Source organism: Streptomyces sp. NPDC088812, from assembly GCF_044750285.1.
Lineage (GTDB): Bacteria > Actinomycetota > Actinomycetes > Streptomycetales > Streptomycetaceae > Streptomyces.
Map to the genome: position 1 here is coordinate 708,317 of NZ_JBIVJP010000001.1, position 25,830 is coordinate 734,146.

At 76.1% G+C, this 25,830-nt stretch carries 20 protein-coding genes and 1 pseudogene; 15 read left to right on the forward strand and 6 right to left on the reverse strand.

Annotation, left to right across the window (positions count from 1 at the left end; all coding sequences use genetic code 11):
* Nucleotides 1–182: 182 nt before the first annotated feature.
* Nucleotides 183–671 (reverse strand): annotated as a pseudogene (locus tag ACIP67_RS03000) (MaoC family dehydratase); the annotation flags it as partial.
* A gap of 440 nt (nt 672–1,111) precedes the next feature.
* Between ACIP67_RS03000 and ACIP67_RS03005 the strand changes: the two are divergent.
* The 6 genes from ACIP67_RS03005 to ACIP67_RS03030 are packed head-to-tail and all read left to right on the forward strand — an operon-like array spanning nt 1,112 to nt 8,769.
* Nucleotides 1,112–2,731 (forward strand): hypothetical protein, encoded by a 1,620-nt coding sequence (locus tag ACIP67_RS03005; protein WP_401686395.1) that lies wholly within the window; start codon nt 1,112–1,114, stop codon nt 2,729–2,731.
* Nucleotides 2,732–2,734: 3 nt separating this feature from the next.
* A complete protein-coding gene (locus ACIP67_RS03010) occupies nt 2,735–3,763 on the forward strand; it encodes a WxL protein peptidoglycan domain-containing protein (RefSeq protein ID WP_401686398.1) in 1,029 nt (342 codons plus the stop codon).
* A complete protein-coding gene (locus ACIP67_RS03015; RefSeq protein WP_401686401.1) occupies nt 3,760–4,980 on the forward strand; it encodes a hypothetical protein in 1,221 nt (406 codons plus the stop codon). The genes ACIP67_RS03010 and ACIP67_RS03015 overlap by 4 nt, the downstream gene beginning before the upstream one ends.
* On the forward strand, nt 4,977–7,355 hold the full coding sequence (locus ACIP67_RS03020; RefSeq protein ID WP_401686403.1) for a hypothetical protein: 2,379 nt from the start codon (nt 4,977–4,979) through the stop codon (nt 7,353–7,355). The genes ACIP67_RS03015 and ACIP67_RS03020 overlap by 4 nt, the downstream gene beginning before the upstream one ends.
* Nucleotides 7,352–8,044, forward strand: coding sequence for a neocarzinostatin apoprotein domain-containing protein (locus tag ACIP67_RS03025; RefSeq protein WP_401686406.1), 693 nt, complete (start codon nt 7,352–7,354; stop codon nt 8,042–8,044). The genes ACIP67_RS03020 and ACIP67_RS03025 overlap by 4 nt, the downstream gene beginning before the upstream one ends.
* A complete protein-coding gene (locus tag ACIP67_RS03030; RefSeq protein ID WP_401686408.1) occupies nt 8,044–8,769 on the forward strand; it encodes a neocarzinostatin apoprotein domain-containing protein in 726 nt (241 codons plus the stop codon). The genes ACIP67_RS03025 and ACIP67_RS03030 overlap by 1 nt, the downstream gene beginning before the upstream one ends.
* Before the next feature lie 87 nt (nt 8,770–8,856).
* On the opposite strand, the gene ACIP67_RS03035 is transcribed toward ACIP67_RS03030, so the two are convergent.
* Both ACIP67_RS03035 and ACIP67_RS03040 read right to left on the reverse strand, forming a co-directional pair.
* Complete coding sequence (locus tag ACIP67_RS03035) at nt 8,857–9,510, reverse strand: isochorismatase family protein (protein WP_401686410.1); 654 nt, start codon at nt 9,508–9,510, stop codon at nt 8,857–8,859.
* Between the two features lies 1 nt (nt 9,511).
* Nucleotides 9,512–10,705 carry a CaiB/BaiF CoA transferase family protein gene (locus ACIP67_RS03040; protein ID WP_401686413.1) on the reverse strand — a complete coding sequence of 398 codons (1,194 nt, stop codon included), beginning with the start codon at nt 10,703–10,705 and terminating at the stop codon, nt 9,512–9,514.
* A 64-nt stretch (nt 10,706–10,769) separates the two neighbouring features.
* Here ACIP67_RS03040 and ACIP67_RS03045 point away from each other — a divergent pair, with 64 nt between their 5' ends.
* Together ACIP67_RS03045 and ACIP67_RS03050 are read left to right on the forward strand one after the other, a co-directional pair.
* Nucleotides 10,770–11,933, forward strand: coding sequence for a hydroxymethylglutaryl-CoA lyase (locus ACIP67_RS03045; protein WP_401686416.1), 1,164 nt, complete (start codon nt 10,770–10,772; stop codon nt 11,931–11,933).
* Between the two features lie 9 nt (nt 11,934–11,942).
* Nucleotides 11,943–12,635 (forward strand): hypothetical protein, encoded by a 693-nt coding sequence (locus tag ACIP67_RS03050; RefSeq protein ID WP_401686419.1) that lies wholly within the window; start codon nt 11,943–11,945, stop codon nt 12,633–12,635.
* 110 nt (nt 12,636–12,745) lie between these two features.
* On the opposite strand, the gene ACIP67_RS03055 is transcribed toward ACIP67_RS03050, so the two are convergent.
* Complete coding sequence (locus tag ACIP67_RS03055; RefSeq protein WP_401686422.1) at nt 12,746–13,531, reverse strand: IclR family transcriptional regulator; 786 nt, start codon at nt 13,529–13,531, stop codon at nt 12,746–12,748.
* 271 nt (nt 13,532–13,802) lie between these two features.
* Here ACIP67_RS03055 and ACIP67_RS03060 point away from each other — a divergent pair, with 271 nt between their 5' ends.
* From ACIP67_RS03060 to ACIP67_RS03080, 5 genes are all read left to right on the forward strand, one after another.
* Nucleotides 13,803–15,338, forward strand: coding sequence for a flavin reductase (locus ACIP67_RS03060; RefSeq protein WP_401686425.1), 1,536 nt, complete (start codon nt 13,803–13,805; stop codon nt 15,336–15,338).
* Nucleotides 15,339–15,451: 113 nt separating this feature from the next.
* Nucleotides 15,452–16,735 carry an acyl-CoA dehydrogenase family protein gene (locus tag ACIP67_RS03065; protein WP_401686428.1) on the forward strand — a complete coding sequence of 428 codons (1,284 nt, stop codon included), beginning with the start codon at nt 15,452–15,454 and terminating at the stop codon, nt 16,733–16,735.
* 200 nt (nt 16,736–16,935) lie between these two features.
* Entirely contained in the window at nt 16,936–18,411 is a 1,476-nt protein-coding gene (locus tag ACIP67_RS03070) for an aldehyde dehydrogenase family protein (RefSeq protein ID WP_401686431.1), read from the forward strand.
* Nucleotides 18,408–19,625 (forward strand): FAD-dependent oxidoreductase, encoded by a 1,218-nt coding sequence (locus ACIP67_RS03075; protein ID WP_401686434.1) that lies wholly within the window; start codon nt 18,408–18,410, stop codon nt 19,623–19,625. The genes ACIP67_RS03070 and ACIP67_RS03075 overlap by 4 nt, the downstream gene beginning before the upstream one ends.
* A 31-nt stretch (nt 19,626–19,656) precedes the next feature.
* The gene (locus tag ACIP67_RS03080) at nt 19,657–21,150 is read left to right on the forward strand and encodes an aldehyde dehydrogenase family protein (protein WP_401686437.1); all 1,494 of its coding nucleotides are present in this window, start codon (nt 19,657–19,659) and stop codon (nt 21,148–21,150) included.
* Nucleotides 21,151–21,232: 82 nt separating this feature from the next.
* Here the strand turns inward: ACIP67_RS03080 and ACIP67_RS03085 are convergent, their stop codons facing one another.
* Nucleotides 21,233–22,153: an alpha/beta hydrolase family protein gene (locus tag ACIP67_RS03085; RefSeq protein ID WP_401686440.1), complete on the reverse strand. Its 921-nt coding sequence runs from the start codon at nt 22,151–22,153 to the stop codon at nt 21,233–21,235.
* A 269-nt stretch (nt 22,154–22,422) separates the two neighbouring features.
* Between ACIP67_RS03085 and ACIP67_RS03090 the strand changes: the two genes are divergently transcribed.
* Nucleotides 22,423–23,412 carry a hypothetical protein gene (locus tag ACIP67_RS03090; RefSeq protein WP_401686443.1) on the forward strand — a complete coding sequence of 330 codons (990 nt, stop codon included), beginning with the start codon at nt 22,423–22,425 and terminating at the stop codon, nt 23,410–23,412.
* A gap of 56 nt (nt 23,413–23,468) precedes the next feature.
* Here the strand turns inward: ACIP67_RS03090 and ACIP67_RS03095 are convergent, their stop codons facing one another.
* On the reverse strand, nt 23,469–23,762 hold the full coding sequence (locus ACIP67_RS03095; protein ID WP_401686446.1) for a Dabb family protein: 294 nt from the start codon (nt 23,760–23,762) through the stop codon (nt 23,469–23,471).
* Between the two features lie 114 nt (nt 23,763–23,876).
* Here ACIP67_RS03095 and ACIP67_RS03100 point away from each other — a divergent pair, with 114 nt between their 5' ends.
* Nucleotides 23,877–25,769, forward strand: a complete 1,893-nt coding sequence (locus tag ACIP67_RS03100; protein WP_401686449.1) for a nitrilase-related carbon-nitrogen hydrolase — start codon at nt 23,877–23,879, stop codon at nt 25,767–25,769.
* Nucleotides 25,770–25,830 lie beyond the last annotated feature (61 nt).

Here is a 25,830-nt window from a genome sequence, read left to right on the forward strand (position 1 = left end):
TGCTCGCCGTCCGGCGCGGGGTCGGGGTGCTCGCGGTCCGGTGCGGGGCGGTCGGCGGCTGGCCCGAGCGGGCCCACCGAGGGGTCCGTCGGCGGGCCCACCGGGGGGTCCGCCGGACGGTCCGCCCGGGGTGCCGCCGTCCACGGGGTGGCGGCCTCGGGGCGGATGCCCTCCAGAGGGGCCGCGCCCCGCTTGTGGACGTAGAAGGTGCGCAGGAACGTGCAGACCTCGGTGCCGTGCTGGTTGAGGGTGCGGGTGCGCACGGTGACGATGCCGGCGCCGGGCCGGGAGCGGGACTCGCGTCGTGAGACCACCAGGGACTCCGACCAGAGGGTGTCCCCGGCGTGGACCGGCGCGGTCATCCGGACGTCGTCCCAGCCGAGGTTGGCGAACGCGTTCTGGGAGAGGTCGGTGACGCTCTGGCCGACGGCGATGGCGAGGGTCAGGGTGGACACCACCAGAGGGCGGCCGAACTCGCCGGCCGCCGCGTACTGGCTGTTGAAGTGCAGCTGGCTGGTGTTCATGGTCAGCAGCGTGAACCAGGTGTTGTCGGCCTCGCCGACCGTGCGTCCCAGCGGGTGCCGGTAGACGTCGCCGGGGGAGAAGTCCTCGTAGAAGCGCCCGGTCCAGCCCGGACGGACGACGGGCTGACGGTCGTCGGGGGAAGTCATGGCGTCCTCTTTCGGATGCGGGCTCCCGGGGCATGCCGAAGGTCCGCCTCAGGCGGGCTGCGGTGCGCTGGAGTGGAAGTGGCCGTGCGGTGGCGATGCCGTGGCGTGCGGTGGCCGTGCGGTGGCGGTGCGATCCGGCAGAGCGGGACGGTGCCCCGGCTCGACCCTAGGGGCGCGGCCTGCCACCGTCAAGCGCTCTGTTTCCCCCTGCGGTCCGGTGTTTCCCTCCAGAGGCGCGCGCCGACGCCCGTCGGAAACAGGGGTTTTACCCGGCGCGTCCCGCTCCCGTCTTGACACCGCGTCAGGCTGGTGGCTCCATGTGACGCATCTCTTCGAAACGGTGTTTCCTCAATGGAAACGCTGTGGATGCCTCGCGGCGTCCGTGCCCGACGGCCCGTGCGACCGCACGCGCCGCTCCGTGAAGGGGGCAGCTTCCCGGAATGAGAGCCAAGACCATCGCGGCGGCCCCGTCGCGCACCGCGGCCGCGCTCGCCGCACTCGTCGTCGCCGCGGCCGGATCGCTGGTGCTGGGCGGTGCCCGGCCGGCGCACGCGGGCAGCGCCGCCGTGACCTACGACTGCGTGTTCGCCTCGTCCCACTCGGTGTTCACCACCACGGCGACCCTCACCGCCGACGCCACCACCACCCCCGGCACCCCGATCGACCTCACGCTGAGCTTCGCCGACGGCCCCGCCAACGGGCCCGTGGCGCTGACCGCCGGCACGGTCGCCGTCTCCGCGCGGCTCGGCGTCACCGGCCAGGACCCCGTCACCGTGAGCGCCCCCGCCTCCAACGCGGCCGTCGCCCCCTACGCGGAGATCCCGATCCCGGACCTCACCGGCACGCTCACCGTCGCCCAGCCCGGCACGGTCCAGCTCACCCCGGGCGACCTCACCCTGAACATCACCAACTACGGCCTCAGCATCGCCTGTACCGTCGACGGCACCGCACCGGTCCTGTCGACCGTCACCGTCACCGACGGCAGCACCGGAAGCGCCGCCGCGGCGGTCGAGAAGATCTCCGGCCGCCCCGCCACCGACACCACCGGAGCCCGCCCCGGCGACACCGTGACCCTCGGCGGCACGGGCTGGACCGCGGACGAACCCGTCGACGGCGTACGGCTGTGCGCCCTGGACGGCACCAGCGCCTGCGCCGACGACGTCCTCACCCCCGACCTCACGGTCGACGGCGACGGACGCCTCACCGGCACCGTCCTCATCGGCGCGGGCGCCACGCCCGGCCCGCACACCCTGGTCGTCACGCAGGGCTCGCTCGGCGCCACCGTCGTCCTCGGCGTGCTGGGCACCCGCTCCCTCCAGCTCAGCCCGTCCGGCGGCGGACCCGGCACGAGCACCACCGTCACCGGCGCCTCCTTCGACCCGGGCGACGAGGTCACCGTCACCGGAGTGGACGCCGACGGTGAGGCCACCGGTGCCGCTCTCGTCGCCCCCGTCGACGCCCGCGGCGCCTTCACCGCGACGCTCACCCCCGCCGCCGGCACCGTGAAGGTGGTGGCCACCGAGGCCGACGGCGGCGCCGGCGACTTCGCGGAGGCGGCCTGGAGCGCCACGGCCGACGGCGGCAGCGCCGAGCAGACCCTGAAGGTCGTCGTCTCCGGCGGTGCCCTGACCATGGCCCAGGCGGCGGGCGAGGTGACCCTGTCGCCCGTCACCGTCGACGGCACCGAACACAGCGCCACCGGCTCCCTCAACGCCGTCGAGGTCAAGGACTTCCGCGGCAGTACCCGGGGCTGGTCCCTGGTCGGCACCGTCACCGACTTCACCAACTCCGCCGGCGCGGCCGTCCCGGCCGGGAACCTGTCGTGGACGCCCACCTGCGCGGTCCACGCCGGCGCCGCGGCTGCCTCCACCGTCACCCCCGGCAGCCCGGGACCCCTGAGCGCCACGACCGCGGCCCCCCTGTGCACCCAGGCCGCCAGTGACGACCCCACCTCGGTCACCGGCGGCGACTTCGACGCCGGCGCCTCCCTCGACCTGCGGGTGCCCGCCATCACCCAGGCCGGCGAGTACGCGGCCGTGCTGCGTCTCACGCTGTCCTGACCAATGCGCCCACCACTCCGAAGCCGCCTCCGCCCCCGCCACGGCACCGCCCCCGCGCTCGCCGCGCTCGCCGCGCTCACCGTCCTGGCCGCCTGGCTGCCGGCGCCCCGGGCGGCGGCGGAGGACGGCTCCGGCGGGTCCTCCCAGGCCTGGTCGGTGCAGCCCACCGCCCGGAGCGCCGGCGCCGCCGCGAAACGCCTGGCCTTCCGACTGGACGCCCGTCCCGGCTCGGTGATCCACGACTCGGTGCGCATCAGCAACCTGTCGACCGAGCCCCGCTCCTTCCAGGTGTACGCGGCCGACGCCTACACCACCCCGCGCGACGGAGGCCTCGGCTACCGGCAGGCGGGCGAGGCGCAGCACGACGTCGGCGCCTGGGTGAAGATGAGCACCAACGCCCTGATCCTGCCCCGACGCCGGGCGGCCGACATCCCGTTCACGGTGACCGTCCCCGCGGACGCCACCCCCGGCACCCACACCGGCGGTGTCGTCGCGCTCGACAACACCCTGCACGACGGCGGCACCACCGACTCCGGCGTGGAGGTGAGCATCCAGCGGGCCATCGCCGTACGGCTCGAACTCACCGTCGCCGGACCGCTCACCCCGGGCCTGGCCGTCCGCGGGGTCGGTCTCGTCCACACACCCGACGGCACCCCCTTCGCCGCCGGCCGGGCCACCGTCCGCTACACCGTCACCAACACCGGCAACACACCGGTCCAGGGAAAGGCCGTCATCACCGTCACCGGACTGTTCGGACGCGAGATCGTCACCCGGACCCGCTCGCTGCCGCCGGTCCTGCCCGGCCAGCACACCGAACTCGCTCTCGCCCTCGGCCGCGCCCCGCCGCTGGACCTGCTGACCGCGACGGTGACGGTCTCCGCCGCCGGCGTCCCCGCCACCACCGCCCGCACGCACCGGCTCGCCCTGTCCTGGCCCACCCTCGGGGTCGTGACCGCGGTGGCGGCCCTCCTCGTCGCCGCGCTCTCCCAGGCCCGGCGCCGCCGCCGCACCCTCGCGCAGGAGCACTTATGACCCACCGCCGTGCCCGCGGCCCGGCCGCGGCCCGCCGCACCCTCGCCGTGAGCCTCGGCGTGCTCGGTGCCACGGCCCTGACCGCCGCACCGGCCCACGCCGCGGATACGGCGAGCCCGCCCGCCCCCGCCGTCACCGCGGACGCGACCCGCCTGGTCCCCGGACGGCCCGTCACCGTCACCGGCACCGGCTGGGCCGCGGGGGCCACCGTGCAGACCGAGGTGTGCGGGCTGCGGGCCGTGCACGGCAGCGCCGACTGCGACACCCTGCGCGGCGCGGTCGCCCTCGTGGCACCCGACGGCACCTTCCGGCTCACCCTGGTCGTGGGCGCCCCGCCGGTCCACTGCCCGTGCGTGGTCCGCGCCACCACCGGCGGCGGGCCGGGGGCGCGGTCGGCCGTCACGGACGTCGAGGTGGCCGGCGTACCCGAGACGACCGTCCCGGACCCGGACACCGCCACGCCCGACGTGCGCATCGTCGACACCGTCCTGACCGGCCGCCCCGGCCTCGCCGAACTCTTCGGCGGACGGCCCCGCCGCACCCTGGTCGTCACCGTCCGCAACACCGGGACGGCCACCCTCGGCCGCAGCCCGCTCGTCATCCGGTGGGGCACGGGCGGCACCGCGGACACCGACGTCGTCACCCCGCTCACCTCACCCCTGGAGCCCGGCGCACGCGCCACCTACCGCGTTCCCGTCGCGCTGCCCCTGGCGGCCTTCGGCCGCTACGCGGTGGGCGGGACGTACGCCGCACAGCCCTTCCTCGTCGTCACCGACCTCTACCCCTGGGGCCTTCTCGCCGCCGCCGGCGGCTCGGTGCTCCTCACCGTCTTCGCGATCGGCCGGGCGATCCGCCGCCGGCTCACCCGTCCGCCCGAGCCGGTCCCGCCGCCCCGGGCCGCCGTCCTGCCCGCCCCGGCGACCGTCGAGGTCACCGGCGACGGACTGCGCGCCGTGCTCGCCTCCCTCACCGTCGCCCCGGCCCACCCGGAGGCGGGCGGCGCACCAGCCGAACGGCTCGGCCTGGATGGCCTGTTGCGCAAGCTGTCCGGACGGCCGTCCCTCGTGGACACGGCACGACTCGACACCCTGGAGCGCCTGTTGGACCCACGCCCCGCCGATCCCGCCGGTCCTGCCGATCCCGCCGATCCCGCCGGTCCCGCCGGTCCCCTGGACGATGCGAGCGGCGCGGTCTCCGAGGCGGGTGAGGGTCGGTGACCCGGAACCTGCTCCTTCCCGCGCGCGCTCGGACGCTCCCGTTCGCGCCCCTGCGCACGGCCGCGACGGGAGCCGCCACCGGTCTGGTGCCCGGCGCCCTCGTGCTCGGCGCCCAGCAACTGGGCGGGGTCATCGGGATGCCCGGCGCCGCCGTCCGCTACGTCCTGCTCACCGCGCTCCTGCTGACCCTGGTCGCCCTGCCCGCCGTCCGCCGCCTCGCGGCGCCCCGCCACGGCCTGGGCAGGGGCGCCGCCCGGTGCGCCGCCGCCGGCTGCCTGGCGGTCGCGCTCGCCGCTGCGCTGCCGGGCGTCGCCGTCTTCTGCGCGGCGGTGCTGACGGCGGCCCTCCTCGGCGCCGCCGCGCTCGGCCCGCGCCGGTCCGCCGTGCGGTATCCGGCGGTCCTGGCGGGACTGGCCGGGAGCGCCGCCCTCCTCGAGGCGCTGCCCGACCGCCCGGAGACCGCCCTGCTCCTCTGCGGGGCGACCGGCGCCCTGCTGCTGGCCCCGGACGCACTGACACGACGGACGTCGACGTCGCGGACCGCCGCGGACAGCGGTGCGGGCGGGCCGGCCGCGCCCGGCGGGACGGCTGCGGGGCCGCCCCCGTTCGGTGGCCGGCCGACGGAGTCGGATGATGGGCGGTCACCCGGGCCGGAGGGCGGGCCGTCACCGGCGTCGAACGCCACGCGGTCACCGGCACCGCATGCCGGGCCGTCACCGGCGTCGAACGCCACGCGGTCACCGGCACCGCATGCCGGGCCGTCACCGGCGTTGGAGACCACGCGGTCACCGGCACCGCATGCCGGGCCGTCACCGGCGTTGGAGACCACGCGGTCACCGGCACCGCATGCCGGGCCGTCACCCGCGCCGCACGCCGGGCGCCCACCCGCGCCGCACGCCGGGCGCCCACCCGCGCCGCACGCTGGGCGCCCACCCGCGCCGGACGACAGACCGCCCCTCACCCCGCCGCCCCTCACCCCGCCGCCCCCCACCCCATCGCCCCGACAGGCCCCGCCTCGGCCACCGTGCCCCGCCGACGATCCGGGACCGGGCGGCGGAGCCCTCGGCGGGGGAACCGAGCGCATCGCCCGTGCCGCGCTCGGGGCGGCCACGGCCGTCGGTGTCCTGGCCGCCCTGGACCTGTATACGTTCCGCTTCACCCTGCTCGGCGCGGACCCGGCCGGTCACGTCGCCCCGGCCGCCGCGGCGGCGGCCGTCGCCGTCCTCGCCGCGCACCCGGTGCTGCGGCCGACGGGCGCCGCCGCCCGCCGCGCGGCCGCCCTGACCCTCGCCGGCGCCGCCGCCGCCCTCCTCGCGCAGGCGGCCGCTCCCGGGGCGGCGCACCTGACCCTCGCCCTCGGCGCGCTGCTCACCTGCGCGGCACTCACCGGACGGCTCCTCGACGCACAGACCCGCGACCGCCGCCCCGGAACGGGCACCCGCTGGACGATCGCCGGCGCGCTCGCGGGGATCGGCCTGCTCGCCGGTGCCGGGCGCCTGGTGGACGCGGGTGACGCGCTCGCCCTCTGCGCCCTGCCGCCCCTCGCCGGAACCCTCGTCCTCGCCCGCACCGCACGCGCCGGGTCCGCGCCCACCGGGTCGCGGGAACCCTTCCTGCTGCTCCATGACGTGACGGTCCGGCACCAGGGCCGGACGGTGATCCGGCGACTGCGGCTGACCGTGGCCGCGGGGGAGGTGCTGGTCCTGCGCGACGAGCGGTCCGGCCGGCGGGCGGCCGCCCTGCTGAAGGTGCTGGCCGGCCACGCCCGCCCCGCGGCCGGCGGCTGCCGGCTGCACGGCCACGACCTGCGGGCGACCGGTGTCCGGACGCGCTGGCTGCTCGGCCTGTCGGCCGCGCTGGACCCCTCGGACGCCACCGGGACCGGGCTGCTGCCCCAGATGGCCTCGGACCGGACGGTCCGCGACGCACTGCACGCCGCCGCGGCGTCCTACGGCCCGGGACGCGCCGAGGAACTGGAACACGGTGTCACCGCCGCGTTCCCCGCCCTGCGGGACCGGCTCGACGACCCGCCCCGCGTCCTCGAACCGGCCGAACGCTGCGTGCTGGGACTGGCCCAGGTTCTGCTCGCCCGTCCCCGCCTGCTGCTGCTCGACCTCACGTCCGCCCCGTCCGCCGCCCTCGCCGACGACCCTCACGTGGCCGTGCTGGTACGGCGGGTCGCGGCCCAGGGCACGGCGGTGCTGGTCGCCACCGCGGGCAGCGGAGCCGCACTCCTCGACGCCCGGGTGCTCGACCTCACCGAGCGCCGGCCCGCCCGCACCCGCGCCCGCACGAAGGGGGACCGCCGCGTCCGAGCCGTCGGGGTCCCGGCCCCGGACGGCGCGGCGGACCTCCAGGAAGGGAGACCGGCATGACCACCCTCGCGCGCACCGCGACGCCGCCCCCGCCGTGCCCGCGCCTGCGGCTGCGGCGCGCCGCCCTGGCCCTGGCCGTCTGCGGACCGCTGCTCCTGCCGCTGTCCGCCCCCGCCGCGGCCGCCGACGGCGGGGCCACCGTCACGGTCTCCCGGACCACCGGACTCATCGAGGGGCGGCGGATCACCGTCACCGGCCAGGGCTTCACCCCCGGCCTCACCTCCGTCGCGGTGGGCCTGTGCGCGGAGCACTACCGCAGCAACGCCGACTGCGACCTGACCGGTGGCGCCGCGCTCGTCAACATCGACGCGCGCGGAAGGCTGCCCGAGGTCACGCTCACCGTGCACCGCACGGTCGCCGGCACCGACTGCCGCACGAAGCAGTGCGTCGTCGGGGTCTCGCCGCTGCCCACCGGCACACCGGCGTCCCTACGGCTCCCGAACACCGTCGACGTCCGCATCGGACTGGCGGGCGGCACCGTGACCGGGGATCCGTCCGGCACCGGGCGGGCCGAGACCGCGAGCGCCGCGCCCTCCGCCGCCGGATCCGGCAGGGAGGGGCTCTCGACGCCGCTGTGGTCGCTCGCGCTGGCGGTCGTCGCGCTCTGCGCGGCCGGCGCCGTCGTCGTCTCCCGTCCTCCACGGCACCCGGACCCCGCCCCGCTCTCCCACACCGGAGGTACTCCCTGATGCGTAGCGTGCTTCTCAGAACTACGGCGGTGGCCGGCGCCGGGACGATGGTGCTCGCCGGCGCCCTGCTCGCCGCCGGCCCCGCCGGGGCCGCCGGTGTCCTGACCGTCAGCAAGACCACCGGACTGGTGGTCGGCGACACCGTGACTGTGTCGGCGAAGGGGCTGAGCAAGAACCAGTCCTTCGCGCCGCTCGGCCTGTGCAAGCCGGACCCGTCCGGTCCGACCGACTGCGACACCTCCGCCGACGCGGCGTACATCGGCAGGACCGACGCGGACGGCGTCTGGCACAGCTCCTCGACCGACGCCACCAGCGTCAAAGTCACCGTCAAGGCTCAGGCGGGCGGGGCGAGTTGTACGAGCGCCGCCGGAGCCTGCGTGATCGCCGTCTTCATCACGGCGACCAAGGAGATGGTGCAGGTCCCGCTCACCGTCTCGGCGAGCGGCGGCTCCTCTTCGGGCGGATCCTCGGGCGGGTCGTCCTCGGGGGGATCCTCCTCGGGCGGCGGCTCCTCGTCGAGCGCGGCGACCGGGTCCGCGGGCTCCTCCACCGCGGGCTCGGGCGGCACCACGGACGGCTCGGGCGGATCGTCCACGGACGACGCGCTGGCCAGCACCGGTTTCGTGGACGGTGTCCCGGTCGGCCTGCTCGCCGCCGGCACCCTGGTGCTGTGCGGCAGCTCGGCGCTGCTGCTGATGCCGCGCCGCCGGGGCCGCCACGAGTGACGCCGGCCGGGTGCGAGGGCGGGCCGCGCCACCGGTCGCGGTCCGCCCCCGCACCGCCGCGGGGTGCCTACGGCGTCCGGCGGGTGCCTACGGTGTCCGGCGGGGTGCCGCTCCCGAGGACAGCCGCCCCAGCGCCTCCTCCAGCGCGATCACGTCGGCGTACTTGGAGTCCAGGTCGAACAGGTTGGCCTCGTGCGGGCCCGGGTCCCGGTCGGCGACGGACTCCCGTACCACCTGGGGCCGGAAGCCGTACTGCAACGCGTCCAGGGCGCTCGCCCGCACACAGCCGCTGGTGGAGAAACCGCCGACGACGACGGTGTCCACGCCCTGCCCGGCCAGCCACCGGTCCAGGCCGGTGGCGAAGAAGGCGCTCGGGTAGTGCTTGCGTACCAGCAGATCGCCGTCCGCGGGCCGGCACACCTCGGTGAAGTCCGCGTACGGACTGCCCGCGCGGAAGGCGTCCAGGCCGGGGACCTTGCGGTGGAAGTGCGGTGCGTCGGCGGCCGGGTCGCCCGCGTAGTGGACGGCGGTGAAGACCACCGGCGCCCCGGCCGCGCGGGCGGCGCGGGCGAGCGCGGCCATCGCGGCCAGCGCCGGCTCCGCCGTGCGCAGGTACAGGTGCGAGGCGGGGTCGGCGTACGCGCGCACCGCGTCGACGAGCAGGACCGCGGGGCGCAGGCCCCAGCCGACGCGGCGGCCGAAGCCGGCCCGCGCGTAGTCGTCGTCGAGCCGGCCGGCCACCTCAGATCACCCCGTCGGCGGCGAGCGCGGCGCGCCGCTCGGCGTCCAGGCCCAGCACACCGCCCCAGATCTCCTCGTTGTGGGCGCCGAGTTCGGGCCCCGCCCAGCGCACGGCGCCCGGAGTGGCGGACAGCCGCGGCACGACGTTCTGCATCGGGATCTCCCCGAAGTCGGGGTGCGGCACCCGGACGATGGCCTCACGCGCGGCGAAGTGCGGGTCCTGGAGCATGTCCGCGGCGGTGTAGGTGCGGCCCGCGGGGACGCCCGCCGCGTGCAGCGCGGCCAGCAGCGCGCCGGACTCCTGTCGCGCGGTCCACTTCGCGATCACCTCGTCCAGCTCGGCCTGGTGGGCGCCGCGCGCGCTGTGCGTGGCGTAGCGCGGGTCGGCCGCGAGCGCCGGGTCGCCCATCACCTCGGTGAGCCGGGCGAAGACGGTGTCCTGGTTGGCGGCGATCAGCACGTCCGCGCCGTCGGCGGTCGGATAGACGTTGCTGGGGGCGACGTTGGGCAGGACGGCCCCGGTGCGTTCACGTCGGTAGCCGCCGATCTCCCACTCGGGGATCAGCGACTCCATGTAGGCGAGGACCGCCTCGTACAGCGCGGAGTCGACGATCTGGCCGCGCCCGGTGCGCTGTCGCGCGTGCAGGGCCATCACGGTGCCGTAGGCGGCCATGGTGCCGGCCAGGGCGTCCCCGAGGGAGACGCCGGTGCGCGAGGGGGCGCGGTCGGGTTCGCCGGTGATGTGCCGGATGCCGCCCATCGCCTCGCCGATGGAGCCGAAGCCGGCCCGCGGCGCGTAGGGGCCGGTCTGCCCGTAGCCGGTGACGCGGACCAGGACGAGCCGTGGGTTGAGAGCGGACAGGGTGGCGTGGTCCAGCCCCCAGCGCTCCAGGGTGCCGGGGCGGAAGTTCTCCACCAGCACGTCGGCGGTGGCGGCCAGTTCGCGTGCCAGGCGCTGGCCCTCGGGATGGCGGAGGTTGCAGGTGACGGACTTCTTGTTGCGGGCGACCACCGGCCACCACAGCGAGGTGCCGTAGGGGCGTTCACGGCCCCACTGGCGCATCGGGTCCCCGCGGCCGGGGTCCTCCAGCTTGATGACCTCGGCGCCGTGGTCGCCGAGCAGCTGTCCGCAGAAGGGGCCGGCGAGCAGGGTGCCGGTCTCCAGCACACGGATGTCGCAGAGGGGTCCAGTCATGAGCCGAGTCTAGATTTAGGAAACGCTGTTCCGCCAGGGGAACCGTCGGGGCAGAATGGCGCGTATGGAGAGCGAATCCGCCGGGGCGGCGCCGTCCGCCGTCGGCATCGTCGAAGTCGCCCCGCGCGACGGCCTGCAGAACGAGACCGAGATCCTGGAGCCCGCCGAGCGCGCCGAACTGGTCGCCCGCGCCGTGGCGGCGGGCGCGCGGCGCGTGGAGGCGGTGGCCTTCGTCCGTCCCGGCCGCGTCCCGCAGATGGCCGGCGCCGAGGAGGTGATGGCGCTGGTGCCCCGCGTCGCGGGCGTGCGGTACTCCGGCCTGGTGCTCAACCGGCGGGGCCTGGAGCGCGCGGTGGACGGCGGCGTCGACGAGGTGAACTGCGTGGTCGTCGCCAGTGACACCTTCTGCCGCCGCAACCAGGGGGTGGGCACCGAGGAGGCGCTCACCGTCTGGGAGGACGTCGCGGCCCGCGCGCACGCCGCCGGCGTCGCGCCGTCCGTCACCGTCGCCGCCGCCTTCGGCTGCCCCTTCGAGGGCGAGATCCCCGAGCCGCGGGTGGTCGGCCTGGCGCGCCGGGCCGCGCGCACGGGGGCGGCGGAGATCGTGCTGGCCGACACCATCGGCGTCGCCGCCCCGGACGCCGTGACCCGGCTGCTGCACGCGGTCGCCGAGGCCGCCCCCGGCGTCCCGCTGCGCTGCCACTTCCACAACACCCGCAACACGGGCTACGCCAACGCGGTCGCCGCGCTGCACGCGGGGGCGACCTGGCTGGACGCCTCGCTCGGCGGCATCGGGGGCTGCCCGTTCGCCCCCGCCGCCACCGGCAACATCGCCACCGAGGACCTCGTCTACCTGATGGAACGGATGGGTGTGCGCACCGGCATCGAACTGGAGGCCGCCATCGGCGTCGCCGGCCGGCTGGGGGAGCGCCTGGGGAAGCCGGTCCCGGCCCTCCTCGGCCGCGCGGGCACCTTCCCGCCGTCCCCGCGGCCCCCGCGGCCCCCGTCGTCCCCGTCGCCCCCGCCGTCCCCGCGGCCCCCGTCGCCCCCGTCGTCCCCGCAGGCCGCGCCATCCCCCCAGCCCCCGCAGCCGCCCCTGTGCCCATCGTCCTCACCGTCCCCGCCGTCCGGCTCCGGTGGCCCGTCCGCCGCGGACCCGGCGCAGACGGCGCGCTCCGACCGCTCCGGCCGCTCCGACCGCTCCGGCCGCTCCGGCCGCGTGGGCTGAGGGGGCGTCATGGGAGCCCACGCACACGGCTGGTGGATCCTGCTGCACCTGGTGCTGTTCGTCTTCTGGCTCGGCGGCGATCTCGGCGTCTACGTCTCCAGTCGCTTCGTCCTCGCCCGTGACCTGTCCTTCGAGGCGCGGGCGACGGCCCTGCGCATCATGGGCGTGCTCGACCTCGGCCCCAAGATCTGCCTGGTGCTGTTCCTGCCCAGCGGGGTGACGCTGATGGCCCTGGAGCCGCACGGCGCCCCGTTGCTCGGCGGCTGGACGGCGGCGGCCGCCTGGGCCGGCGCGGGGTGCTGGCTCTGGCTGACGGTCCGTGACCACCGCAGTCCCGGCCGTCACCCCCTCGTCCGCCGCGCCGACTGGGCCGTACGCATCGCGCTCACCGCCACCCTGCTCGCGGTCGGCGGGTACGCGCTGCTGGCGGATGAGCCCTTCGGGGTCACGACCCGCCCGCACTGGCTCGGCGCCAAGGTGATGCTCTACGCGACGGCCATCGCCTGCGGACTGGGCATCAGGCTCACCCTGCGTCCCTTCGGTGCCGCGTTCGCCGCCCTGGCCCGCGACGGCTCCACACCGCAGACCGAGCGGGCGCTGCGCCGCGCGGTCGACGGTTGCGTCCCGTACGTCGCCGGGATCTGGCTGAGCGTGCTGGCGGCGGCCGCGCTGGGCGTGCTCAAACCCGGTGCGGCGCTGTGATGCCGTGCGGGGCGCCCTCGCGAAGGGCGCCCTTCCGGGGCCCACGGTGAGCGGATGCCCCGGGGGTCACCTGAAGCGGTCGTGCGGCGGGCGCCCCGGACCCGGTGTGCTCACGTGGTGCCGGGCCGGTGCCCGAACTCCGCCGACAGCCGCTCCACCGCCGACAGCAGCAGGGGGACGCACGCGGCCATGCGCGGCTTGAAGCGGCTCAGCGGTCCGGCCACGCTGAGCGCGGCCACCACATGGCCGTCGTGGCCCAGCACCGGCGCGGCGACCGAGGCCGAGCCGGCCTCGCGCTCGCCGACGGACGTGGCGTATCCGCGCCTGCGGATCGTCGCGAGCTCCTTGCGCAGCTTGACGGCGTCGGTGATGGTGCGCTCGGTGAGCGGCTCCAGTTCGTGCCGGCCGAGATACTCGTCGATCTCGGGCTCCGGCATGAACGCGAGCACCGCCTTGGAGGAGCTGCCGGCGTGCAGCGGGAACGGGATGCCGAGGGCCACCTCGATGCGCAGCTCCTGCTCCGGCACGACCTGGTCGACGTAGAGCCGCGTGTCGCCGCGCCGGATGGAGAGGGTGGCCGTCTCGCCGCACTGGGCGGCCAGCCGCCGCAGTTCGGGCGCGGCCATGATGCGCAGGTCGGTGCGGGCCAGGTAGGCGCGGCCCAGCGAGATCGCGGCCGGGCCGAGGGCGTAGCGCCGGGTCACGGGGTCGGCGATGATCAGGTCCCGGTTGCGCAGGGCCGTCAGGATGCGGTGCACCACCGCCTTGGTGATGTCGAGTTCCTGGGCGATCTCCGTGACGCCGAGGTCCGGACGGCCGCTGCGGCCGAAAAGCAGGAGTACGTCCATGGCCCGCTCGACGGCGGCGATCGACCTGCTGCTGTTCTCCTCGCTCACGCGGTTCCTTCTGCGGTGCGGTGCGGGGCCGTGGGGGCCGGTCGGGGCGGCTCCACCGACCGAGGCCCAGCATAGGGGCAGGATTTCCCCAAGGGAAACGCGATCGCCCCGCCGTCACCGTTCGGCATTGACACCGGGAGAAGCCCGTCGTTACGCTCATCGTGACATCGTTCCGCTAGAGGAAACATGCGGGGCAGGGGTCGCGGGCGGCCGGCCCGCCGGGGGAGCACTCCGGCCGCACCCGTCCCGTCCACCACCGCCGGGAGGCCTGATGCGAGCCGCCGTCGACGAGTCAACGTTCCGGCAGACGCTGTCGCGTTGGCCCAGTGGCGTCGCCATCGTCACCACCGACGGCGCGTTGGGCCGGCACGGCATGACCGCCAGTTCCTTCTGCAGTCTCAGCCTCGACCCGCCCCTCGTCCTGGTCTGCACGGACCGGCGCATCCGCTCCCACCGCCTGATCCAGGAGCACGGAGTCTTCGCGGTGAGCGTGCTGGGCCGTGACCACATCGGCCTCGGCCGGCGGTTCGCCGGGCTGGAGCCGGGTGTCGAGGACCGCTTCGCGGGCGGTGACTGGCGGCCGCGGGTAACCGGCAGTCCGGTGCTGGCGGACGCCGCGGCCTGGATCGACTGCCGCGTCCGGCACGCCTATCCGGGCGGCGACCACACCATCTTCGTCGGCGAGGTCGTCGACGCCTGCGTGCCCCGTCTGGTTCCGCCCCTGCTGTTCCACTCCCGTTCCTGGGGCCAGGTCGCCGACCCGCTGCCCGACCGCGTCACCGTCGCCGACACCGGCACCGCCGGACGGCTCGCCCTCGCCGGAGCGTCCCGCCGCGCCTCGGCCCGGCTGTTGGAGGACCTCGGGGACGCCGGGGTACGGGTGCGACTGTCCGGCACCGGGCCGGTCGTGGCCCGGACGTCCGCCGCCCGGACGTCCGCCGCCCGGACGTCCCCGGGGCGGCTGCCGTCACGTTCGGTCCTGGTCGCCGGTCCGGCCGAGGCCGCGGCGGCGGTCGCGGCGGGGCCGGTGACGGTGGAGTTCACGGTCGCCGACCGTCCTACGGGCCCTGGTGTCACGAGCACCGACCGTTCCACGGGCCCTGGCGTCACGGTCGCCGACCGTTCCACGGCCGCCGGCGTCACGAGCACCGACCGTCCCACACCCCCCGGCGTCACGGTCGCCGACCGTCCTACGGGCCCCGGAGTCACGGTCGCCGACCGTTCCACAACCCCCGGCGTCACGACCACCGACCGCCCCACGGCCCCCGCTGCCACGAGCGCCGTCCCGGCGGTCGACGGCGTCGCCGCCGCCGACCTGCCCGCCCTGGTGTCCGCGGTCGCCGGCGCGGGCACGGCCGTCGGCCGCGTCCCCCGCGCCCTGGACCCGGCGCGCACGGCGGCGGTGCTCGACCTGGTCGCCGCGCTGCGCGACGCGGGGTGTGACGAGATCGCGCTGGAGGAGGCGGCGCCCGACGCCGGGGGCGCGGCCCCGGCGCCGAGTTCGCCCCTGCACCTGCGGACGCTGCTCCAGGACGCCGTCCAGGTCGCCGGTCCCGTCCCGTTGCGGCTGTGCCTGCGCGACGACCACGGCCTCGGCCTGGTCAACGCGCTCACCGCGATGAAGAGCGGCATCCGCCACTTCGACACGGCCCTCGGCGGCTGCGACGGCACCCTGGACACCGAACGCCTCCTGCTGCTGTGCTCCCGCATGGGCGTGGACACGGCCGTCGAGTCCGCGGCGCTCGCCCGGTGCCGCGACGAACTGGCCCGCCTCGTGCGCCGCGGACGCCCCCGCCGGCCGGCGTGAGCCTCCCCGACCGAAGCCGAGCCCCGCATCCCCTCCTCGCGGGAGGCAGCCGGGCCGGCCGGTCACCCGCATCCGCCAACCTCCTCCCGCCGTCCGCACCAAGGAGTCGACGCATGACCGCACAGCGCCTGACCGGCGAGCGTCTCATCGATGGCATGACCCCGGCCGAGCAGGACCGTGCCCGACGTGTCGAGTCCGTCCTGCCGGCCCTGCGCGAGGCCGCCGCCCGGGCCGACGCCGCCGGGGAGTTCCCACGCGGCCACGTGGCCCTGCTGCGCGAGAACGGACTGCTCGGCCTGGTCGTCCCGGAGGAGTACGGCGGACTCGGCGGCACCCTGCGCGACCTGGCGGCCGCCACCTATGCCATGGGCACCGCCTGCCCCTCCACCGCGCTCGCCTACTTCTTCCACAACACGAGCGCCTCCCGTGGGCTGCTCCCTCTGGAGGCCGTCCGCGCGGGCCTGTTCGACGACGCCGAGATCCCCGAGGTCACGGCGTTCGCGGAGCGCGTGCTGAAGGTGATGGCGGGCGGCTCCTGGCTGGGCAACTTCGCCAGCGAGTCCGTCAAGAGCTCCGAGGCCAACATCGCCATCGCCACCACCGCCCGGCGCACCGCGCACGGCTGGCGGCTCGACGGCGAGAAGTCCTTCGGCTGCGCGACCGGGGTCGCCGACCTCTACCTCGTGACCGCCCGTCTGGACGGCGTCGACGGCGGTGACGGACTCGCCCTGTTCCTCGTGGAGCGCGAGGCGCCCGGCGTCTCCTCCCGCGCACCGTGGAACGGCATCGGCATGCGGGGCAGCGCCAACCACGGCATCCGGCTGGACGGGGTGACCGTGCCGGACGACGACGCGCTGACCCTGCCGGGCGCCTTCACCCGTATGCTCCGGATGAGCCGCGGCAGCTTCGTCGGCAACCAGCTCGCCATCGCCGCCGTGTACACCGGCGCCGCCCAGGCCGTCTACGACCACACCCTGGACCGGCTCACCACCCGGTCCTTCGCCGACACCGGGCGGCCCATCGCCACCAGCCCCATGCACCAGGTCCTCATCGGCGACATGACCCAGCGGCTGGAGACCGCCTACCTGTGGCTGCGCCGCCAGCTGGAGCTCGAGACCTCCGAACCCCCGCTGCGGCCCAAACCCGACGTCTTCCGGCAGTGGCGGCTGGGCAAGGGGTCCGTCACCGAGGCGTGCTTCGACGTGGCGCTCGGAGCGCTCAAGGCCTGCGGCACCTCCGGCGCCACCCTCGACGGGATCATCGGGCGCACCCTGCGCGACCTGGCCATGGGACTGGTGATGACCTTCCCCGCCGAACGCGGACGCCTCGAAGCGGCCAAGATGGTCTCCGACGACAGGGCCAACGCCCTCTTCGCCACCGTGGAGCCCGGCCGATGAGCGCCTCCTCGCCGGTCCCGGGTCCTGCCGTCCCGGGTCCTTCCGTCCCGGGTCCTTCCGTCCCGGGTCCTTCCGTCCCGGGTCCTTCCGTCCCGGGTCCTTCCGTCCCGGGTCCTTCCGTCCCGGGTCCTTCCGTCCCGGGCTCTCCCGCCCCGCATCCTCCCGTCCCGGACGCTTCCGTCCCCTTCACGCCCGCACCGGTGGCCGACCTGGTCGACGGCCGCGGCGCACCCTGCCCGTCCATCCCGGGCCCGCCCCGCGAGATCCCCGTCACCGGTGAGCAACTGGACGCCCTGCGCGGCAGCACCGACGCCCGTCTGGACGCCGCCCTCGACGCCGCCGACCGCGTCCACCGCCGCGGCGACTGGGCGGGCCGCCCCGACGCCGAACGCGCCGACCTGCTCGACGCGGCGGCCACCGCCGTCGACCGGCGCGCGCACGACATCACCCGCGCCGAGGCCTTCGGCAGCGGCGTGCCCGTCGCGCAGACCGGCCTCCTGGGCGTGATCCTCGGCGGCGCGTTCCGGCTCGCCGCGGCACGGCTGCGGGCGTCCGTGCTGCGCGCCGACGCCGTCCGGCCCGACGGCCGCCGCGTCACCGTCCGGCGCGAGCCGCTGGGACCCGCCCTGTGCGTGGTGCCCTACAACGCCCCCGCCCCGATGGCCGCCCACAAGGCGGCCTCCGCCCTCGCCGCGGGCTGCCCGGTCCTGGTCAAAGCACCTGAACTCAACCCGTACGGCACCCAGGTGCTCGTCGAGACCGCCGCGGCGGCGCTCGCCGAGGCGGGCGCGCCCCCGGCCGTGCTGCAACTCCTGCACGGCGACGGCGCGACCGGCGCCCGCCTGGTCGCCGACGACCGGGTGCGGGCGGTCTCCTTCACCGGCGGCACCCCGGCCGGCCGCGAGGTCGCCGCCGCCTGCGGCCACGCCCTCAAACCGGCCCAGCTCGAACTAGGCGGCAACAACGCCCTGGTGGTCATGGCGGACGCGGACACCGACACCGCCGCGCGGATCGCGGTGGACCTGCTCACCACCCTCAACGGCCAGTGGTGCCGCGCCCTCGGACGGCTCGTCGTGCCGGCCGGACGCACGGGCGAACTCCTCGAAGCCATCGGCGCGTCGCTGTCCGCACTGCGCACCGGGGACCCCCTGGACCCCACGACCGGCTACGGACCGCTCGCCCACTCCCGCCACCGCGGCGCCGCCCTGGCCGCGACGCGGACGCTGACCGGACTCGGGGCGACGGCGCACTCCTCCACCCCGCTGCCCGAGCGCGGCAACTGGCTGGCCCCGACCCTGATCACCGGCGCGCCCGAGGAGCGGGCCCGCGCCGAGATCTTCGGCCCGGTCGCCACCGTGCACCCCTACGAGCACCTCGACGAGGCCGTGCACCTGGCCAACGCCACCGGATACGGCCTGGAGGCCTACGTGACGGGCACGGACGAGGCAGCCGCGCTGGCCGTCGCCGCCCGCATCCGGGCCGGCGAGGTCAAGGTCAACGGCTCCTCCGTGCTCAGCCTGCACCAGGACACCCCGCGCCCCGCGTGGGGAGCGTCCGGCCTGGTGGACGAGGGCACCGACGAGACCCTGCTGCACTTCACCGGCACCCGCGTCACCGGCGTCGAGAACGGATTCGCCCTGCACCTCGAGGCCCCGGCCGAGGGGGACACCCCATGACCGCCGACGCCGGCCCCGCTCCCGCGCCCGGGGCGTCCGTCCTGGTGGCCGGCGCCGGCCCCGTCGGACTCACCGCCGCGCTGGTGCTGGCCCGCGCGGGCGTCGCCGTCACGGTCCTGGAGGCGGGGACCTCCCTCGCCGCGGAGTCACGCGCGTCGACCTTCCACCCGCCGACCCTGGAGATGCTCGCCGAGCTCGGCGTCGTGGACGGCCTCCTCGCCCGCGGCCTGGTCGCCCGCACCTTCCAGTACCGCGACCGGCACTCCGGCCCGGTCGCCGAACTCGACCTGGCACTGCTGCGGGCGGACACCCCGTACCCGTACCGCGTGCAGTGCGAGCAGAGCAAGCTGACCCCGTTGCTGCTCCGTGCGCTGACCGGGCTGCCGCACACCCGCGTCGCGTTCGGCGCGCGGGTGTGCGGGGTGCGCCAGGACGGCCACGGGGTCACCGTCGAACTCGCGGACGGCCGCACCGTGCGGGGCGGCCACCTGCTGGCCGCCGACGGCGCCCACTCCGCCGTACGGCACGCTCTGGGCGTGGCCTTCGCGGGGATGACGTATCCCGAACGCTTCCTCGTCGCCTCCCTCGACGAGGACCTGACGGCCCACCTTCCCGGCCTCGCGCCCATCGCCTACGTCCTCGACCCCGACGAGTGGCTCGTCCTGCTGCGCACCCCCGACCACTGGCGGGTGCTGCTGCCCACCGCCGACGGCGTCCCGGACGACGTCGAACTCGCCCGTCTGCCGGACCGGCTGGCCCGTCTGCGCACCGACGCCGGCGCCGGCGCGAGCGCCCCGTGGCGGGTCGCGCACGCGAGCCTGTACCGGGTGCACCAGCGGGTGGCGGCCGCCTTCCGGCACGGCCGGGTGCTGTTGTGCGGCGACGCCGCCCACGTCAACAACCCGCTCGGCGGCATGGGCATGAACAGCGGCATCCACGACGCCGTCCTGCTCGGCACCGCGCTGGCCGCGGTCGTCCACGGCGAACCGGGTGCCGAGGCCGCCCTGGACCGGGCCGCCGCTGACCGGCGCGCCTGCGCGCTCACCTACGTCGGGGCGCAGGCCCACCGCAACTGGGAGCGGCTGCGCGCCCGCGACCCGCGCCTGCGCGCCGAGGTGGTCGCCGATCTGCGCGCGACGGCCGCCGATCCCGCACGGGCGCGCCGCGCCCTGCTGCGCAGCTCGATGATCGCCTCGCTGCGGCCCGTCTCCTGACCGGCCGACCGCGCCGACCCGAGGAGGGCCCGTGGCCGACCCGGACCTGGACCCGGTACACCATGCCGACCCAGACCTGAACCTGATAGAGCGTCACAATCCGGCCCGCGCGGCCGACCTCGTCGGCACGGTGCCGGTCGCCGGTCCGGACGAGGTCGGGCGCGCGGTGACGGCGGCGGGCGCGGCCGCACGGGCGTGGGCCGCGGAGCCCGTGGAACGGCGCGCGTCCGCCCTGCGCCACGCCGCGCGGGTCCTGGCGGAGCAGGCGCCGGCCGCCGCCGTCCTGCTGGCCCGGGAGTCGGGCAAGCCGCTCGCCGACTGCGAGGGCGAGATCGCCTTCTCCGCGGTGGTGCTGCGCTGGTACGCCGACGCGGCCGCGCCGCTGCTCGCCGACCGGCACACCGACGACGCGCACGGGCGGCTCACCGTGCGCAGGCGCCCGTACGGCCCGGTGGCCGCGCTCACCCCGTGGAACGCGCCGGTGATCCTCACCGTCCTCAAACTCGCCCCCGCCCTGGTCGCCGGGAACGCGCTGCTGGTCAAACCCTCCCCGCTCGCCCCGCTCGCCGTCGACACCCTGCTGCGGGCCGTGGCGTCCTGTTTCCCGCCCGGCCTGCTGCACACCCTGCACGGCCACGAGGAGACCGCCGCCGCACTGGTCGGACACCGGGGCGTGTACAAGGTCGCCTTCACCGGCGGGGAGCGGGCCGCCCGCGCCGTCGGCGCCCTCGCCGCCGCCGCACTCACCCCGACCACCATGGAACTGGGCGGCAACGATCCTGCGGTCCTGCTGGACGACGCCGATCTGGGCGACGAGGCCATGGACCGGCTGGTGACGGCCGCGCTGGCCACCGCCGGGCAGGTCTGCATGGCGGTGAAACGCCTCTACGTGCCGCGCTCGGCCCGCGACCGCTGCGTGGCCGCGCTCCTCGCGGCCGCCGACCGCGTCGTCCGCCTCGGCGATCCGCTGCGGCCCGGGGTGACCGTCGGTCCGGTGATCACGGCCCGGTCCGCCGACCGGCTCGCCGCGCTCACGGCGGACGCGGTGCGCCGGGGCGCCCGCGCGCTGCCGCTGGGCGAGGTGTGCCCGGACACCGACCTGGCGGCCGGTCACTTCGTCCGGCCGCTGCTGCTGACCGGAGCGGCCGAGGACGCGCCCGTCGTCCGCGAGGAGCAGTTCGGGCCGCTGCTGCCGGTGCTGGCCTACGACGACGAGGACGAGGTGGTGGCCCGGGCGAACGCCGGCGAACTGGGCCTGGGCGCGTCGGTGTGGAGCGCCGACGAGGACCGCGCCTTCGCGCTCGCCCGCCGGCTGGACGCCGGATTCTGCTTCGTCAACACCCACAACCGCACCGGCATGTCCCTGCGGGCGCCCTTCGGCGGCGTCAAGCGCAGCGGGCACGGCCGCGAGTACGGCCCGGAGGGGCTGGAGGAGTACGTGCAGCCGTGCGTCGTGCACGCCCCGGCGGCCTTCCGCGGCGGGGGCGGCGGCATGGCGCCGGGCGCCTACCCGGTACCGGGCTGACCACGCCCGGCACCGGAGGGGGCGGCGATTCACGGCGCGCCGGTCACCGGAAGGGGTGGTTCACGGCGCGCCGGTGAGCCGTTCACGGCGCGCCGGTCACCGTCACGCCGTTGTCGGACGCGTCGCCGGTGCGCCACACGTAGTCGGCCGCGACGTCGTCGCCGAGCTGGGCCAGCAGGAAACGGCCCGCCCAGCGGGCGGCGACCTCGATGCTCGCGGTCTGGGTGAGCGTCTGGGCGGACGTCTCGGTCTCGGCGGGGGAGGGGTTCTGGGCGTCGGTGATGCCGTAATGGTTGGCGCCGGCGACCCGCACGATCTGCTTCGGCGTGTTCAGCAGGTGCGCGTAGGTCTTCTCCGCGTCGGCGGGGGCGGCGATGCCGTCCGCCGCGCCCTGCACCAGCTGCACCGGGATCCGGTTGTCCACGTCGGCGAAGATCAGGCCCAGCAGGCCGTTGTTGGTGCCGTAGAAGGACGCCGCCTTGACCTGGCCGGGCAGGCTGAAGCTCAGCGCGGGGCAGAAGACCGGACTGCACGTGTCCTCGGCGGCCGACAGCCCGGCGGCACCGCCGAAGGAGTGCCCGAGCAGCGCCAGGGTGCCGCTGTCGATGCGTTTGTGGAGCGGGGACGTGGCGTCGTACTTCTCGTCCTTCATCCAGGCGACCGTGTCGGTGACCTGGTCCACGGCGGCGTAGCGCTCGTACTCGAAGAGCATCAGCCGGTAGTGGTCGGGCACCACGACCACGAAGCCCTGTGCCGCGATCGCCGACGCGTAGCCGGCGTAGTGGGAGCGGCCGACCTTCGCGCCCTGGAGGAGCAGCGCGACGGGCAGGCCGGTGGCGGTGCCGGTCGGGTAGTACACGTCGGCGTCGTCGCCGTCGACGACGGTCCGGTAGGACGCGACGGTGGACGCTGCCGACGTGGCCGACGCGGGCGCGGGGACGGCGAACAGTGCGGCCAGCAGGGTCAGCAGAGGGATCAGCAGGTGCCCTCGGTGGTTTCTCACGGGCTCTCCGAACGAGGCGGGGGAGGGATGGGCGTTCCTTGGTGGGAAACAGAGTTCCACTCAGGGGGACGCGCTGCCAGAGGTCGGAGCCGGATGCCGCGAAACATTTGGGTTACCGCACGTCACGATCGGCGCACCGGGGTCACCGCCGAGTGCGGCGCGGGTGCAGGCTCTTGACAGTGGCGGGGGGTCTTCGCTGTCATCTGCTTCACATCAGTGCGGAACACCGTTTCCATCAAGGAAACGGCCGTCCTGGATCGGAGGCCTTCGTGCGCCTGCTCCCCCGCCTGAGAACGCTCGCCCCGGCCGCCGTCGCGGCGGCCCTGCTGGCCCTGGCCGCCCCGTCGCCCGCCCACGCGGCCGGATCCGTCACCGCGGTGTCGACCACCGTCGACGTCTCCTGCGCCGCGTTCACCTACCACCCGGACGCCGACTGGTACTTCCCGTCCGGCACGCCCAAGGGGCTGGTCTGGCTCCAGCACGGGTTCGCCCGCTCCGGGGCCCACCTCGGCGATCTCGCCGAGCACTACGCCGCCGCCGGCTACCTGGTGTTCGTCCCCACCCTGCCCAGCGCCGACCTCTTCGGATGCACGCTGCAGAACCTCGGCAACAACAAGCCGTTCCTCGACAACGTGTCCGGCTGGTTCGCCGACTCCGCCGACTCCACCGGGCAGTTGGCGAGCAGCTACGCGCGCGCCGCCGCACTCGCCGGCCGCGGCGGATCCACGCTGCCCTCGTCCCTGCTGTTCTCCGGCCACTCCGCGGGCGGCGAGGCCGTCGCCTACGTGGCCCAGCGGCTCCACGGCGCCGCGCCCGCCGCCTTCGCCCGGCTCAAGGGGCTCGTGCTGCTCGACCCGGTCGCCTCGGCGATCGGTGACAACACCGAGGCCTCGCTGACCGCTCTCGCGGCCACCCCGCTGCCGGTGCGCACGCTCTCCTCACCGCCGTACCTCTGCAACAGCAGCGCCAGTGGCACCACCGCGCTGCGCGACGCCTACGCGGACTCGCCCTTCGTCGGCGTCGAGCTGACCACCGGCTCCCACGTGGACGCCGAGGGCGCCACCACCGATGCCGTCGGATCGCTGGCCTGCGGCACCTCGCAGTCCCGGAACGTCACGGCGTTGCAGACGCTGGCCGTCGGCTGGGCCGCGGACGCCTTCTCCGGCACGACGACCGCGACCTACTACCCGGGCGGCGCGTACTACCGGTCCCTGCTGGCGGCGGGCACCGTCACCACCCTGTCCGGCTCCGGGGGCTGACGAAGGCGGGGTGCCGCGATCCGCTCGCGCCACCCCGCCCGCCCCCGGCGACCGGGTCAGCCGTCGCCCTCGTCGAGATGGTCGACCACGGCCCGGTCCGCCAGCCGGGGCCGCAGCCAGGACGCGAGCGCGAGATGGAGCGGGTGCCGCTGGTAGGCGCCGAGCGCGGCCGCGTCGTCGTGCCGCGTGATCATGCACAGGTGGTACGACACGGCCGATCCGACGACGTCCAGAGCGAGGTCGACGGACCGGATCTCCGGTACCTGGGGGGCGAGTTCGGCCAGCCGCCGCCGGGCCTCCGGGGCGTCGGACGGATCGGTGAACCGCATCAGGACGACATGGGTGAGCACGGCTGATCCTCCGGTGTCGGATCGTGACGTCCCCTCTGTCGCGGGGGTGGCCGCGAGTGTATGTTGAGGAAACGCTGTTCCGCCAGGGGAACCAGGGGAACCACAGGAGGATCCATGGCCCTTGTCGCCGGCTCCGTACGGGTGGCCGCGGCCCAGTTCGCCGTGGGGGAGGACCGCACCGCCAACCTCGCCGCCGTGCTGCGCGCCATCGACACCGCCGCCGACCGGGGGGCCGACCTCGTCGTCCTGCCCGAGTTCTGCAACCACCTCTCCTGGTACCGCGACCGCGCCCACGCGCTGGACGCCGCCTGCCGGCCCGGCGACCCGTTCCTGACCTCGGTCGCGGACACGGCGGCCGGCCACCGCATGCACGTGAAGGCGCACGTCACCCTCGCGACCCCGGCCACCGGGCCGAACGGCCGCCCCGACGGCATGCGCATCACCGCGGCGAGCCTGCTGTTCGGGCCGGACGGCGCCCTGCTCGGCCGCGCCGACAAACAGACCCTGATGGGCAGCGAGAACGACCACCTCGACCCCGCGGACGAGACCGGCCCCGTCCTCGACACCCCGCTCGGCCGGCTCGGCCTCTACTCCTGCATGGAGGGCGTCATCAACGAGGTCTGCCGGGGCCTGGCGCTGCGCGGGGCCCAGGTCCTGCTCAACAGCCTCAACTCCTTCGCCCTCGACGAGGCCTCGCTGCACATCCCGGTCCGGGCCGCCGAGAACAAGGTGTGGGTGGTGGCCGCCAACAAGGTCGGCCCGCTGATCCCCGACGCCCACCTCGCCGCCGTCGCCTCCGGACTCGGCGTCCCGCCCGAGGCACTGCACGGCGCGGGCGGCAGCCAGATCGTCCGTCCCGACGGCAGCGTGGCCGCCGAGGCCCCCCGCACCGGCGAGGCGGTGGTGGTCGCCGACATCGAACCGGCCGCCGCCGACGACAAACGCCGTCCCGACGGCACCGACGTCTTCGCCGCCCGACGGCCCTGGCTCTACACACCGATCGCGAGCGCACCCCGCCCCGCGCCACCGTTCCCCGGCACCCGCGCCGGCACCGTGACCGCGGCGGTGCTGCGACCGGGCGGCGACGGACCGGGCGCGCTCAGCGACGCCGTCGCCCTCACCTCCCGCGCGGCTGCGGCCGGCGCGCTGCTGCTGGTCCTGCCCGAGCTCTTCCTCTGCCCCGGCGGAACCGCGCCCGTCGGCAGCGCCCCCGACCCCGCCCTCGCGGCCACCGCCCTGCGGCGGCTGGCCGACGCGCTCGCAGGCACCGACGCCCTGCTCGCCTGCACCCTGCCCGACGCCGGAGTCCACACCGGTCTCCTCCTCGGCGCCGACGGCCCGGTCCTGCGCGTGCCCCAACTCCACCCCAGCGCACGGCACTCCGGCTGGGCCGCCGACCGGCCCGCCCCGCCCGCCACCCACGACGCCCGCTGGGGCCGCGTCGCCCTGGTGGTCGGGGACGACGCCGTCCACCCGGAGACGTTCCGGCTCGCCGCGCTCGCCGGCGCCGACACCGTCGCCGTCTGCTACAGCGGCGCCGAACCCTGGGAACGCACCCTCGGCCTGCCCGAACGCGCCGCGGAGAACCGGATGAACGTGGTGGCCGCCGGACACGGCGAGGGCGCCGTCCACGCCCTGCCCGCGGACTTCGGCCTCTGGCAGAGCCGCGAGGGCGGTTTCACCGGCCGGATCAGCCATCCCACGACCACCCTCGCCGACGGCCCCCTCACCCTGGCCGCCGTCTTCCCCGAACAGGCCACCCGCCGCCTGGTCTCCCGCCGCACCGACCTCGTGGACGGCCGGCCCTGGCGCCTCTCCGGCGCCCTGACCGCCCCCGAACCCGCGGCCCGCACCCCCGAACCCACGGCCCGCACCCCCGAATCCGCGGCCCGCACTCCCGAATCCGCGGCCCGCACTCCCGAATCCGCGGCCTGCACTCCCGAATCCGCGGCCCGCACCCCCGAACCCACGGCCCGCACCCCCGAACCCACGGCCCGCACACCCTGATCACACCCGCACCCCGCACGCCCGATCGCCCCCCGGACCACCGCCGTCCCTGACCACCACC

What these genes read in the sequence shown, in the direction of transcription:
- ACIP67_RS03045 (WP_401686416.1), top strand. Translation starts at nt 10,770, where the DNA reads ATGGAGAGCGAATCCGCCGGGGCGGCGCCGTCCGCCGTCGGCATCGTC.
- ACIP67_RS03010 (WP_401686398.1), top strand. Translation starts at nt 2,735, where the DNA reads ATGCGCCCACCACTCCGAAGCCGCCTCCGCCCCCGCCACGGCACCGCC.
- ACIP67_RS03065 (WP_401686428.1), top strand. Translation starts at nt 15,452, where the DNA reads ATGACCGCACAGCGCCTGACCGGCGAGCGTCTCATCGATGGCATGACC.
- ACIP67_RS03100 (WP_401686449.1), top strand. Translation starts at nt 23,877, where the DNA reads ATGGCCCTTGTCGCCGGCTCCGTACGGGTGGCCGCGGCCCAGTTCGCC.
- ACIP67_RS03005 (WP_401686395.1), top strand. Translation starts at nt 1,112, where the DNA reads ATGAGAGCCAAGACCATCGCGGCGGCCCCGTCGCGCACCGCGGCCGCG.
- ACIP67_RS03015 (WP_401686401.1), top strand. Translation starts at nt 3,760, where the DNA reads ATGACCCACCGCCGTGCCCGCGGCCCGGCCGCGGCCCGCCGCACCCTC.
- ACIP67_RS03050 (WP_401686419.1), top strand. Translation starts at nt 11,943, where the DNA reads ATGGGAGCCCACGCACACGGCTGGTGGATCCTGCTGCACCTGGTGCTG.
- ACIP67_RS03040 (WP_401686413.1), bottom strand. Translation starts at nt 10,705, where the DNA reads ATGACTGGACCCCTCTGCGACATCCGTGTGCTGGAGACCGGCACCCTG.
- ACIP67_RS03025 (WP_401686406.1), top strand. Translation starts at nt 7,352, where the DNA reads ATGACCACCCTCGCGCGCACCGCGACGCCGCCCCCGCCGTGCCCGCGC.
- ACIP67_RS03060 (WP_401686425.1), top strand. Translation starts at nt 13,803, where the DNA reads ATGCGAGCCGCCGTCGACGAGTCAACGTTCCGGCAGACGCTGTCGCGT.
- ACIP67_RS03075 (WP_401686434.1), top strand. Translation starts at nt 18,408, where the DNA reads ATGACCGCCGACGCCGGCCCCGCTCCCGCGCCCGGGGCGTCCGTCCTG.
- ACIP67_RS03030 (WP_401686408.1), top strand. Translation starts at nt 8,044, where the DNA reads ATGCGTAGCGTGCTTCTCAGAACTACGGCGGTGGCCGGCGCCGGGACG.